The organism is Kibdelosporangium philippinense, from assembly GCF_021390435.2.
GTDB lineage: Bacteria > Actinomycetota > Actinomycetes > Mycobacteriales > Pseudonocardiaceae > Kibdelosporangium > Kibdelosporangium philippinense.
Genome location: NZ_JAJVCN010000004.1, coordinates 482029 through 494203 on the forward strand (window position 1 = coordinate 482029; position 12175 = coordinate 494203).

General features: G+C 63.3%; 15 protein-coding genes. 12 read left to right on the top strand and 3 right to left on the bottom strand.

Annotated features, from left to right (window positions below; all coding sequences use genetic code 11):
• Positions 1-20: 20 nt before the first annotated feature.
• On the bottom strand, positions 21-320 hold the full coding sequence (locus LWC34_RS45155) for a hypothetical protein (RefSeq protein ID WP_233731445.1): 300 nt from the start codon (positions 318-320) through the stop codon (positions 21-23).
• 165 nt (positions 321-485) lie between these two features.
• Between LWC34_RS45155 and LWC34_RS45160 the strand changes: the two genes are divergently transcribed.
• Genes LWC34_RS45160 through LWC34_RS45170 form a run of 4 tightly spaced genes read left to right on the top strand, consistent with a single transcriptional unit; the run spans position 486 to position 3671 of the window.
• The gene (locus LWC34_RS45160; protein WP_233731446.1) at positions 486-950 is read left to right on the top strand and encodes a hypothetical protein; all 465 of its coding nucleotides are present in this window, start codon (positions 486-488) and stop codon (positions 948-950) included.
• Between the two features lie 9 nt (positions 951-959).
• A complete protein-coding gene (locus LWC34_RS59155; RefSeq protein ID WP_372496774.1) occupies positions 960-1598 on the top strand; it encodes a DUF3558 domain-containing protein in 639 nt (212 codons plus the stop codon).
• Positions 1591-2847 carry a hypothetical protein gene (locus LWC34_RS45165; RefSeq protein WP_233731447.1) on the top strand — a complete coding sequence of 419 codons (1257 nt, stop codon included), beginning with the start codon at positions 1591-1593 and terminating at the stop codon, positions 2845-2847. The genes LWC34_RS59155 and LWC34_RS45165 overlap by 8 nt, the downstream gene beginning before the upstream one ends.
• A 56-nt stretch (positions 2848-2903) precedes the next feature.
• Positions 2904-3671 carry an ESX secretion-associated protein EspG gene (locus tag LWC34_RS45170; RefSeq protein ID WP_233731448.1) on the top strand — a complete coding sequence of 256 codons (768 nt, stop codon included), beginning with the start codon at positions 2904-2906 and terminating at the stop codon, positions 3669-3671.
• A gap of 8 nt (positions 3672-3679) precedes the next feature.
• Here LWC34_RS45170 and LWC34_RS45175 read toward each other — a convergent pair whose 3' ends face one another.
• Positions 3680-3958 (bottom strand): hypothetical protein, encoded by a 279-nt coding sequence (locus tag LWC34_RS45175; RefSeq protein ID WP_233731449.1) that lies wholly within the window; start codon positions 3956-3958, stop codon positions 3680-3682.
• A gap of 580 nt (positions 3959-4538) precedes the next feature.
• Between LWC34_RS45175 and LWC34_RS45180 the strand changes: the two genes are divergently transcribed.
• From LWC34_RS45180 to LWC34_RS45215, 8 genes are all read left to right on the top strand, one after another.
• Positions 4539-4709 carry a hypothetical protein gene (locus LWC34_RS45180; protein ID WP_233731450.1) on the top strand — a complete coding sequence of 57 codons (171 nt, stop codon included), beginning with the start codon at positions 4539-4541 and terminating at the stop codon, positions 4707-4709.
• Between the two features lie 250 nt (positions 4710-4959).
• Positions 4960-5820, top strand: coding sequence for a helix-turn-helix domain-containing protein (locus tag LWC34_RS45185; protein WP_233731451.1), 861 nt, complete (start codon positions 4960-4962; stop codon positions 5818-5820).
• A gap of 22 nt (positions 5821-5842) precedes the next feature.
• Complete coding sequence (locus LWC34_RS45190) at positions 5843-6028, top strand: DUF397 domain-containing protein (protein ID WP_233731452.1); 186 nt, start codon at positions 5843-5845, stop codon at positions 6026-6028.
• A gap of 140 nt (positions 6029-6168) precedes the next feature.
• On the top strand, positions 6169-6474 hold the full coding sequence (locus LWC34_RS45195) for a type VII secretion target (protein WP_233731453.1): 306 nt from the start codon (positions 6169-6171) through the stop codon (positions 6472-6474).
• Between the two features lie 11 nt (positions 6475-6485).
• Complete coding sequence (locus LWC34_RS58400; RefSeq protein ID WP_233731454.1) at positions 6486-8087, top strand: alpha/beta hydrolase; 1602 nt, start codon at positions 6486-6488, stop codon at positions 8085-8087.
• A gap of 3 nt (positions 8088-8090) precedes the next feature.
• Positions 8091-8600: a hypothetical protein gene (locus LWC34_RS45205; RefSeq protein ID WP_233731455.1), complete on the top strand. Its 510-nt coding sequence runs from the start codon at positions 8091-8093 to the stop codon at positions 8598-8600.
• A gap of 1638 nt (positions 8601-10238) precedes the next feature.
• On the top strand, positions 10239-10556 hold the full coding sequence (locus LWC34_RS45210; protein ID WP_233722568.1) for a transposase: 318 nt from the start codon (positions 10239-10241) through the stop codon (positions 10554-10556).
• Positions 10553-11464: an IS3 family transposase gene (locus LWC34_RS45215; RefSeq protein WP_233722569.1), complete on the top strand. Its 912-nt coding sequence runs from the start codon at positions 10553-10555 to the stop codon at positions 11462-11464. Before LWC34_RS45210 ends, LWC34_RS45215 begins: the two co-directional genes overlap by 4 nt.
• On the opposite strand, the gene LWC34_RS45220 is transcribed toward LWC34_RS45215, so the two are convergent.
• Positions 11432-11902: a hypothetical protein gene (locus LWC34_RS45220; RefSeq protein ID WP_233731456.1), complete on the bottom strand. Its 471-nt coding sequence runs from the start codon at positions 11900-11902 to the stop codon at positions 11432-11434. The two genes, LWC34_RS45215 and LWC34_RS45220, sit on opposite strands and share 33 nt — an antisense overlap.
• Positions 11903-12175 lie beyond the last annotated feature (273 nt).

Sequence of the window (12175 nt, forward strand, 5' to 3'; positions counted from 1 at the left end):
TACGAGGCCGGCGTGGGCGGTCACCTGTTTGGATGATCAGGACGTCGGACTATGAGGTGGAAACCTTGCCCAGCGCGCTCCATGTAGGGCTTGGCGATCTCCATGAGTTGGTTGCCAGCCTCGATGTCGCCGCGTGCCCAAGCCCGGTCGGCATCGGCGAAGAGTGCCCAGGTCATGAGTTGGTCACCCATCCACTCTTGGGCCTGCTCGCTGACCTGCTGCCCCAGCAGCTGCTGGTATCGGCGCACCAGGTCGTCCCAGTGGTCCGCACGTTCGGCGAAGCTTTGCCGCAGCTCGTCCGGAAGCTCGAAGTCGCCCATGACGGGCAACCATAGCTACTCGACTCGAATGACACGGTCCATTCGGGTGGTGGTCCAGGAAGAGGGAACGCACGTGACCTCCTCGACGTCTGACCAACTGGCTGTGGCCGGTCTGTAACGGTTGGTAGGCTCGGCTGGTTGGTAGTCGTCGAGGGGAGCGGACGGATGCCCGCAGGATTTGAACAGGATCAGGGCCAGCCGGCAACCGCAGGGCAGCAGATCGACACGGAGATCGCTGTTACACAAAGTGGCCGGGCCATCGCGGGCGTGCTCGGCGGCGAGTATCACCATCAGTCGGGCGGTGGAGGTGCTGGAGGCTATTACGAGTTCACCAGCCTCGGCGAGTTGGACAGCATCATCACTCGACTCAAAGCCGTGCGAGAAAAGATTTACGATGCCAGGAACAAGTTCGCACAGGCGATTGGGTTCGTTGAGCCGCCTGCCCAGGACGTCCTGAGTGTGCTGCAGGCCAACGCAACCAGGAACTCGCTCCAGCTGGGCTTGGAACACAACCGGGCCCTGCTGAGAGAAGCGGACGCGGCGATCGCGAAATTCGAGTCGAGTCGCAAGCAATACGCGAGCACTGAGCATAGCGTCACGTCGGATCTGAAGAGCCAGTACAGGGGTTGAACGGACAGCATGCGATCAGTGAGGTTCATTGCCATCGCGGCGGTTGTGACCGCAGTAGGGGCTGCAGGGTGTACGCCGACGGACAACGGTATTCCGACGCCTCAGGCGGGAACGACGGGTGCGCAGTCCACCACGGCCTCTGCCAGCAAGCCAAAGGACTATGGCGCTCCCAGGGTGACGACGCCATTGGATGCGAGTAAATTCCTGTCACAACCGTGCACTGTGCTTACGCCAGCTCAATTGCAAAGCTTGACCCTTCCGGTTCAGGGCAAGCCCGACACGGACAGTCAGGTTGCCAAAACCGCAGGACCCAGTTGTCTCTGGATCAACAACGACACCCCCTCGTTCGCTATCAGTATCGGGTTTCTGACAGGAAACAAGCGCGGCCTGTCAGACACTTATCGAGGACACGAGCAGGGAGCGTTTCCTGGCTATTTTGAGCCCACTTCGGTGGATGGGTATCCAGCCGTGTTCAACGACCTCAGCGATGGTAGAGCAGGCGGCGACTGCACGATTACCGTGGGTGTGTCCGACACACTGACACTCCGCGTGAGCCATCAGGGAAGCCGGTTCACGGGGGCAGCAGCATGTGACCGCGCGAAGCAGGCAGCGGCGTTGGGAATCCAGACGTTGAGAGCGGGTGCGTGAGATGTTCCTGTCCGGCGAAGGGATTTACAACAACTTTCAACAAGGGCAGGGTGGCGAGAAACTCAGTAGCGCCGCCGCGCTGGTGAATGAGCTGTCGAAGCTTTATAACGAGCAGGCTGACGAGATTAAGAAACTGGTCGGTGAAACTGAGGCGGTGTGGAAAGGCGGCGCTTCTGGCGCTGCGCAGCGGGGTTTGGGGCCGTTGGCCGTCGAGCACGCGTTGGCAGCTCCCGCACTGAGCAGCGCCCAGGATCTGACGAACCGTCAGGTTGGATCGTTCGATGACGCGAAGAACAGGGTGATTCCGGTACCGCCCGCGCCGGAGAAAGTTGATCCGTTGGCGGCGTTCATGAACCCGGGTGCCATGGTTACCTATGGGGAGCAACTCGGCGCGCATAAGGCTGCGGCTCAGCACAATGTGGACGTGATGCGTGGGTATGAGAACGCGTCGGTCTACAACATGAACATGCCCCAGTCCTACGGGCAGATTACCGGTGACCAGTCAGAGATCCGTGTTGCCACTGCGACGCCGGTCAATCCTGGTGGCGGCGGCGAGTCGGGTGGCCCAGGCTCCGGACGGGATAACCCGAATCCTCCCGATGGAGGCAACCAGCCTGGCGGTAGTGGCTTCGGTCCGGCTGGTGGCGGTGGTTCAGCCGCTGGAGGTGGGCCCGCTGGGCCCGGTACGTCGGGTGGCGGTGGCGCCGCTGTGGTGGGGTCTCCCCCACAGGGGACGACTCCAAGCGGCCACGTACCACCTCCTGCGCCACCGGTGGGTGTGCCGGGCGGTGGCACGGGTGCTCCGGTGGGCGGTGTGCCGCAAGGAGGTCCGGGATCGGGCTATCTGGGTAGCGTGATCGGCCCTCTCGGTGGTTCCGATGTTGGTGCGGGCTCGGGTGGGCGAGGCGGCTCGGGCGCTGGTGCTGGTTTGGGAGCGGGCGGCCGAGGACCAGGCAGCGGCAGTCCGGGCGCAGGTGGACCAGGTGCCGGAGGGCCTGGCGTGGGTGGTCGGCCTGGTGTTGGTCCGGTCGGCGAGCCGATCGCGGGACAGAGTGCCGGGGCACGAAGCGGCGGCGTCGCTGGTCGTGGTGGTCCCGGTGGGATGCCGCTGGGTGCCGTCCCCGGTAAGGGACAAGGCGGTGAGGACGAGGAGCACGAGCGTCCGTCATTTCTACGAGAGCCAGACCCGGAAGGTGTGTTCGGCACCGACGAGATCACGGCGCCGCCGGTGATCGGCGGCCAGCCGTAGCGGTCAGGCTGACCAACTCTGGGGCCAAGGTTCACACGCGAGGAAGGATTGACTGAGTGTTGTGGCCACGGCCAAGGCGGGTGGCGCTGGACACGCTCACGCGGCTGGTTCGCGCCGAGAACATCGGCGAACTGCCAGAGGTACTGGCTCCGGACGTGGGCTGGCGCCCCTTGGCTGAAGATCAAGCCTTGGATCGTCAGCTGCGGGAGGAATGCACCCGGTTGGGGTGGCTGGACCGGCGCGGCCGCTTGGATGTTGACGTGGCGGCGGCGCTTGCGGTGTTGTGCCGCCCGAGCATCGAGTTCGCGGGGTGGATCACTGTCGGGGATTCCACGGCAGGGGTGATCGCGGCCGCGACCGGCCGTTCGGCGCTGCTGGCCGTCGGCCTAGACGGTTGGGTGTCGCTGCGGTCGGTCGGGTCGGCGAGTCTCCCCCGGATAGTGGTAGCACAGACACCGGACGTCGGCATGGGCAGAGGCGAGCCGTTCCGGGTGCGGCGCGCGGACGTGCTGGCCTTCGACGGCGGTCAGCGCCGGTCGCACGGTGGAGTGGCGGTTCATCCGGTGCCGTTGGAGGTTCGGCGATTGCACGAGATCGCCGCGCTTGCACGGACTGGGGCGGGCGAGTTCCGGGTCGCGATCCGGGATCGGGTCGGGCGCCGTCAGGTCACGTCGGACACGGTGTCCTATGTGGACACTGTTGTGGGGCGGTATGTCACCCTGGCCAGGACAGTGGGTGGTGAGGTCGAGATGTTCATCGCTCCAGCAGATCGTGATGCGCTGACTGCCCGGCTCCTGGATGCGCGTCGGTCACTGACCGACTGATGCCCCCGCTACTCTGGTGTCCAGAGTGGATAATCGACGCCGGGCTTTCGGTTAGCCAGCAGCTCCATACAGCGGGAGCACCGTCGATGGACGCCGGAGGTGACCTGTTCATCGGTGACGTCCGCGATAAGCAGGCAGCCACAGATGGCGAATCCCATGATCGAGCCGTCTTCGGCTAGGTCGGTGACGGGTTGCCCGGTACGGGTTTCCCGGACGTGCGCGCAGTTGGGTTCGATGATGCCGCGCCCCCAGAACAGCGGGATGTCGCTGGGCAGGTCTGTGGTCATGGATTGGTGTCCTTGGTCCTCGCGGGGATCGTTGCGGCGATGTTGCTCGCAGCTGCATACGGGGACATTGGTTCCGGACTGTGGTGGGTGCGCCGTTGAGTGGTAAGACGGCGCCGCATCCGGGCGAACCGCAAGGGGCATGCCGGCGAACTCGATCGGTTTGTCGTCGTCGATGACGTGCACCAATCGCCGGAAGACACAGGTGGCGAGCATGGCGTCAATCCCGCTCCCCTTCCTGGGCAGGTGGCGCCTCGATGGTCCTTGTCTGCAGCGCGGCTTGTTCGGCGACAGCCACGTAAAGTCTGGACATCTGTTGCCAGTCTTCAATAGTCATGTGTCGCGAGTGGACTTGCAGGGCTGTGGCCGGTGCTCGCTTGGTCAACTGCAAGCATTGCCGCGGCCAGGTCGACTTGCTCGGGTGTAGGAGCGTCGGTTTTAACGCGGGTGCGTGATTCCGCCAGCGCAAGGAGCGCGGCTTCGATCTCCGACAGGGGCATGATGGTTCCAGCCCATGGCATGTGCGCATGTGCCTGGTCATCTGTTGTGTGGCTTCAGTTCCCGTCCAGCCAAAGGTGTAGCTGTGACACCTCGACACGGAGCATTGCTTGGACACGCGTTGAAGGGCAGCGCCCGCGGTGATGACGCTGGAGTCGGTGAACGAAACCGGAACGGCGGTACGGACTGGGCAATCATGTCCTGCTCCGCGCGCAGCACCGCCGGACTCGTCGATGTCTGCAAGCCGGTCCGGTAGTTGAGTGTCGGGTTGGCTCCCGCGGGCTTGGTCATCACCTGTCCTTCCGTTGAGTCGTGCCTGCTTCGAAGCGCCTGACCTGTGAGAGTGCGGCGCTTCGAAGCAGGTGCCACCCGACGTGGATCCACCGTCAAGCGCCACAGGAATCTACCGCAGGAAGTTCCTACAGCAAGTTCCGCAGACGGGTGAACCTGGTGAACAACGCTCCGTGAACAAGGCAAGATGATGCGCGACGAGGCACAGAGGAGCGATGACTATGCCCAGGAAGCCAGGTCCGACCATCCGCCGGTGGCAACTTGGCTATGAGCTGCGCGAACACCGCGAAGCCGCCAGCGTCTCGATCAAGGCCGCAGCCGCCGAGATCGAGGTCCAGCCCGCGACCCTGTCCAAGATCGAGGGCGGCAAGCAAGCGATCAAAGGCACCTACGTCAAGCTTCTCGCGCCCATGTACAACCTGCCGTCCGACGAGCGGGCACGGCTACTCGAACTCGCCACCGAAGCCAATCAGCCCGGCTGGTGGGTCAGCTACGGCAAACTCGTACCGGACTGGTTCAAGCTGTACCTCGGCTACGAGCTGGACGCATCCGACCTGTGTACCTACGAGTCGGAACTCGTCCCTGGCCTGTTGCAGACCGTCGACTACGCCCGCGCCGTCGCCCTGGCCACGCGACCGGACAGCAGCGACACTGAGCTCGACAAGCAGGTCGAACTCCGACGCGAACGGCAGCAGCGGATCTTCACCACCGAGCCACCGACGGTCCGCGCCGTGCTCAACGAGGCCGTATTGCTCAGGCTCACCGGCGGCCACGCGGTCATGCGCGAACAACTGGAACACCTCGCACGACTCGCCGAACTCCCGCACGTCACCATCCAGGTCCTCACGTTCGACTCCGGCGCGCACCCCGCCATGACGGCTCCGTTCTCGTTGCTGGGCTTCGAACAGGAACCCCGCATGAACACCGTCTACCTGGAGAACGGGCGTGGCTCGCTCTATCTGGAGAAACCGGCCGACGTCCACCGCTACACCACGATGTTCGACCAGCTTTGCCGCCAGGCACTCGAACCACAGGCGTCTCGTGAACTCATCGATAGAGTGGCGATCAACCTGTGAGAGTGACTGAAAGGGGTGCGGGATGGCCCCGGACCGACGCCTGCCCGCGTGGCGAAAGAGCAGCCACAGCGGAGGTGAAGGGGGAAACTGTATCGAAGTACACCGCGACCTGAATGTGTTGCGGGACAGCAAGAACCCCTCGGTGGTTCTTTGTGCCGACATCGGCCCTTTCCTTGAGGCGATCAAGTCTGGTCGTCTCGGCCGGTGATCAATTGAGCTAGTCCCCAGGCAAACGATGCCCGGGGACTAGCCTGAACGAGTGAGGCGTCTCGGTTTCACCACTCACTTACCTCGGCGGTCCTATCGTGAGCAGCGACTTACGGGGAGTAACAGGGTCAAGGGGTGGGGATGCCAGCACCAAACGATCACCTGCGGGTGACACCGGAGGACTTGCGGTCGGTGGCAGACGAGATCGTGGACGTGGCCGACGAGGCGCATCACGATGCGCGCAAGTTGGGTGGGGCGCAGGACGCCATGAACGGCGCGCCACGCGCGTTCGATAGTCCGCGGGCGCATGCGGAGATCGAGTCGGCGTGGCAGCAGGTGCTGCACACGATGACCACGAAGCTGGCGGTAGCCGCGGATACCCTGTCGCTCTCGGCGGAGGCCTACGCGTCGACCGAGCAGGACAACGTCCGCCGCTTTCCGAACTGAGCCGGGGAATCGTGGTCACCTACGACGACGTGATGCGGCTGGACCTCAACGCCTACACCGAGGAAGCCCGCAACTGGAAGACCCTGGCCGACGCGCTGACGACGCGGGCGAACGACCTGGACCAGAAGCTGAAGAAACTCGAGGCGTGGACTGGCGCCTCGGCCGACTCGGCCAAGGCCACCTTTGCCAACCACCGCAAGCAGTACGCAGACGTATCGGCTGTGATCGCACGCATCCCCCCAGTCCTGAACGACGCGGCACACCACCTTGGCGGCATCCGAGCCGAGCTGAACCGCCTACAGGATGAAGTCCGAGCGCACGGATGGGCATTCGACCCCGACGGCAAAGTCGTGACACCGGGACCGCCGCCCGCACCGATGGCGGGCCTCGACCCCGAGGCCCGCCGCCTGCAGGACGCGGTACAGGACCAACTCGAACGAGCGCGGCGGGCGGACGCCGACGCGGCCTACGCGTTGCGGGGCCTGCGCCCGGAGACGGCCGGGTTCGCTGGGCCGGATCAGGCGACAGTAGCCGCTGCGGCCACTGCGATCCCGCCCCGAACCACCGCGCCGAGTGAAGTGAAGAAGTGGTGGGACTCGCTGTCCCCGATGCAGCAGGAATCCTTGCTGTACACGCACTCCAGCGAAATCGGTGCGTTGGACGGTGTGCCCGCCATTGCGCGGGATCGTGCCAACCGCACTCGGCTGACCGAGCTGAAAGCCCAGCTGCTCGCCGAACAAGAACGTCTCAACGGCCTTGGCGAGCGCCGGATCGGCCCCGACAACGATCGCCTCGCGGAGATCAACGCCAAGCTGAACGGAATCGAGAAGATCGAAGAGCGCCTGAGGGCCGCGACCGAGACAAAGCAGCAGGCATTCCTGCTCGGGATCGACACCAACGGAACCGGTAGAGCCATCGTCGCGATGGGCAACCCCGACACCTCAGCGAACCTCTGCACCTACGTTCCCGGAACGGGGGCCAAGCTGGCGGACGTGGAACGTGAGATGGACCGGGCCGACAGAATGGCCGACGCAGCCAAGAAAGCCGACTCGCCATCGACATCCGTCATCGCATGGATCGGATACGACGCACCCCAACATCCCATCTTCGAAGCTCCCTTCGACAGCTACGCCGACGGCGCCAAGAAGGACCTTGACCGGTTCCAGGACGGCCTGCGGGCAACCCACGAAGGCCCCAAGTCCCACAACGTCGTCCTCGGCCACAGCTATGGATCTACCGTCATCGGGCATACCGCCCGGGACGAACAGCTGGACGTCGATGGCGTGATCTTCGTCGGCAGCCCAGGAGTCGGCGTCGACAAGATCGAAGAACTTCACCTGCCGCCCGACCAGGTACATGCGACCGTCGCCGAGAACGACATCATCCGGCAGTCCAACAACCCGCACAGTTTCGATGACCCGATCGAAAGAAGTATGGACATCCATGGACCGGACCCGGCTGATGCGCGCTTCGGTGGTCACGTTTTCGCATCCGATCCTGGCACGCCAAGCTGGCCGTTCGGTAGCGGCGCGGCACACAGCGAGTACTGGGAATCACGAAATATCGGGCTGGCGAATATGGGGCGAATCATCGCTGGCAAGCCAACGGTCTAACCCATGAAGACGAGTCGAATCATGTATCGATTGACTGCGGTCACCGCAGCGGTCTTCTCTGTTGTTGCAGTCTCTTGTTCAAGTTCGGATGGTCCAGTGAATACGATTACGCTGCAGGAAGCCAACAACCGGGCAGAGAAGTACATTCAGGACGCTGTCGCCAGTCTGCAACCTCCGCCGCGGCTGGAGATCCTCTCGAAGTTCGAGAACAGCCCGTGCGATGACCCGTCTGACCACGGTCCCCGAGGACGCGTGTTCGTCAGCAGGTCGTACTGGCTCCGAGATGTTCCCACCGAGAGAAATGGAGAGGTCATCGACGCGGTGGTGAAATGGTGGACTACCCACGATTTTGTCGTCACCGGCGACAAACGACCTGGAGCAAACCTTGTCCTCGTAGAGAACAAGACTGACAGCTTTCGCATGTCGGTTGAGGAGAGCCCCAACGGCAACCTGTCGATCGGGACGGACTCGCCGTGCGTGTGGCCGAATGGCACGCCCATCCCCAAACCTTGACCGGCAGGATGCCGCCTATCGTCACCTGCGCGTTCGACCAGCGGTAGGTGTAGGGCCGTTCGCCGCGTTGGAGAAAACTAGACGAATCACGCCCACTTTAGGGCGTGTTATTACCCGATGGTTCGCTCTGGCTGCCACCCGCCGGATCGCCTCCCCGGCCTCCGGCTGGGCCTGAGCTGAAACGGTCCTGGCGAGTCTCCTCGCCGCCCTGCTGATGCGCGCCCGCTCGTTGAACCGCATGAGCGAAAGCACGTACCTCACCGCCATCAAGACAGCCTCCGCCCGCGGGTGGCTGCAGCTCGAATCCGTCCTCAACGGACAGACGTTCAGCGGGATAGTCTGGTTTCCCTGGTCGTCCGACCGGGGAATGACGAGATGCATTGTGGTGACGACACCTCGCGAAGTCCGGGACGACATCCCCGTCCGGTTCTCGACGCGGATGTCGTCCCTTTCGCTCCGCATCAGTGCGCGTGAGGGACTGGCCGCACAACCACTGGGCGGCATTGAGGTCAGGCAGCTACTCCTGGCCGGACTGTGCTGTGGACCTCGCTATACGAGTGGCCTCATCCTCCGCACCCGGACTCACAGCCCCAACCTCTTCGCACTGTCGACAGAGAGCGAGGTGGCGGTGCCATGTGAGCATCAGGCTCAGCACGTGAACCGCCTCTTTCCGTCGTCGTTCATTGCGCGACCACACCGCGGGTGTTACGACGCCGACCACAACAATGGTCAAGAGGATGAGGAAACCTGCCGACATAAGTGATCCGGCCGCAGGTAGGTCCATTGACGCTCCGTTCTCGAATCTTCGATCTTGCCGCTGTGGTTCAACCATGCGATCCGCGGCAGAGCAGGTAGACGATCATTGACGGGCTCGGCCATACTTAGACGATGAGCGTCGGCGGCTTTGACAGGGTTGGCACATTTAGACAGTGGGCTTGCCCCGTTTTGACGGACACCTGAGATCACATGCCTTCGTATCGACGCCCGACAGACCTGCCACCACGCATGCGGGATCTCAACGATGCCCTGCATGACCTCCACGAGTGCGCTGGCCTGCCTAGTACGCGAAACCTGAGTAAGGCAATCCTGTTGGACGACCGTCTGTCCACAACGGCAAGCCACGAACGAGTCCGATCGGCATTTTCGAACCTGACGTTGCCGAGTTGGGACCTGGTGCAGGCACTCGTGACCGTGCTGTGTCCAGATGCTGGCCGCGGCCCCTGCGAAACCGAGTTGGAACACTTCAGGAGTTTGTGGCGGTCCGCGCTACGTGAGGCCAGAGGAGATGCGCAGCTCCCGAAGCCCGCTGAGCTGTCTGTACAGCAAACCAGCGACCACAGAGATAGTTGGCTGCCAGCCACAGGGCGTACTCGCTTTTCGCTGAACATGACCAAAGCGCTTGCTGATCAACTGACGGAGGCGTTCGCCTCTATGCCAACGCAGGCGCTCTCGGCGGAGAGTTTTGCAACAATCGAGCCGAGGCCAGGGGTGTATCAGCTCTTTCATCACGGTCAACTTACGTACGTGGGAAAGGACAGGTCACTGCCCACTGGCCTTGTCCGCGCGGCCCGCAAGATCTCGGGACGTTGTGCTTCCCCTCGTAGCGTGGAGACCTGAACCAAGAGAGATGATCAGGTCGTGGGAGATAAGAGGCGCCGGTTTGATCCGGAGTTTCGGGCGGGTGCGGTGCGCATCGTGTCCGAGACCGGCAAGTCGGTGGCGCAGGTCGCACGGGATCTGGGGATCAGCGCGTACACCCTGCACAACTGGGTACAGGCCGACCGGCGCCAGACCGGGCAGCCCGCAGACGGGTTGAACGAGGCCGAGCGTGCGGAGTTGGCCCGGCTGCGGGCCGAACGAGCACAGTGGGCGAAGGAGAAGGCCGAGTTGGAGATGGAGCGTGATGTGCTCAAGCGCTCCGTGGTCCTGTGGGTGAAGGACGCGATGAACCAGTGATCGTGGCGGAGTTCATCGCGTCCCAGAGGACCAAGCACGGTGTCCCGCATGCGATCGCCTGCCGGGCCTTGGAGGTCTCGCAGTCCTGGTTCTACAAGTGGATCAACCGCAAGCCCACTGCCCGTGATCAGCGGCGGGAGCAGTTGGATGAGCAGATCAGGAGGTTGTTCACTGTTTCGGGTGAGACCTATGGCAGTCCCCGGATCACCCGTGACCTGCGGGAGGCCGGCTGGAAGGTCTCGGAGAACACCGTGGCGGCGCGGATGGTCGAGCTCGGTCTGGCCGGACGACCGCCGAAACGCCGGCGGTCGCTGACCCGGCCGGGGAAACGGCCAGTGGCTCGCGATCTGGTTCGGCGGAACTTCACCGCGGTGGCACCGGATGTGTTGTGGTGCGGGGATGTCACGCAGATCGACACCGATGAGGGGCCGCTGTATCTCGCGACCACTGAGGATCTGTTCTCCCGCCGGATGCTGGGTTACGCGATGTCCGCCCACCATGACGCGGCTGTGGTGGTGGCGTCGCTGCGGATGGCCGCGACCACCCGGGGCGGGGACGTGGACGGGGTGATCTTCCATACCGACCGCGGATCGGAATACACCGCCGCAGCGACCGCGGCGGCCTGCCGGACGCTGGGTGTGGTGCAGTCGATGGGCCGGGTCGGGTCCGCATTGGACAACGCCGCGGCCGAGGCGTTCAACAGCACACTCAAGGTCGAATTCGTACACCGACACCGGTTCACTACCCGAGCTGAGGCGCGGATCAAGGTCGCGACCTGGATCGCGGACTTCTACAACACCACCCGCCGGCACAGCGCCAACGACGGCCTGGCCCCGATCCCGTTCGAGCATCAGATGGCACACGCACGAGCAGTATCAGCGACGCAGGTCAGAACCGAAGTGGCATAAACCGTCTCCACGATCTGAGGGGATTGACAACGTCGCAACATCGCGGTGGAAGACGTATCGTTCAACTGCATCCGGATGGACGAGGACTTTGCTGCGGTCGCGCCGGAAGCCGTGCTGATCCAACGTCATCGGGACGTTGGCGGAGTGCCGTGGAACCGAAACGGTTTCGGGAACCACGACCCAGGTCGCGCTCGCGACGTAGCCCCGGTCCAGATGGATCATTTCGATTGCTTGTACCCCATAGACCTTGAGCTGTTTGTGTCTGATCTGGCAGGCGAGTTGCCGATGGACAAGGCAGTGTTCAGATTGAAGGGTGCGCTTCCTTACATGTTCAGGTACGAACGGAAGCTTCGGGAATCTCCGCTGACCATTGACTTCGGCAACACACCTCTCACCGTGAACGATGTACTGAATCACGTGGTCCACCAACTCGGTCATCGATGGCAAGCGACTGCGCTGCAGGGGGGTGTGATCTTGTACGAAGAGGATCGCCAGTACCCTTCGGCACAACGTACTTACCGCTGTGTTTGTATCACTGACCGTCGCTGAGTTCGGGTATTCGCTGCGGCCAAGCCGGTGCAGGCCATGCGCCCGGGCGCGAAGTTAACCATGATGATCGGGTCGGGAGATCAGCCGGTTGAGGCACAGTCTCCACCCGTGAGTCAAGCGTTCGTCAACCTTCACTGCTTGAGTTGTACCGTGATGTCCGTC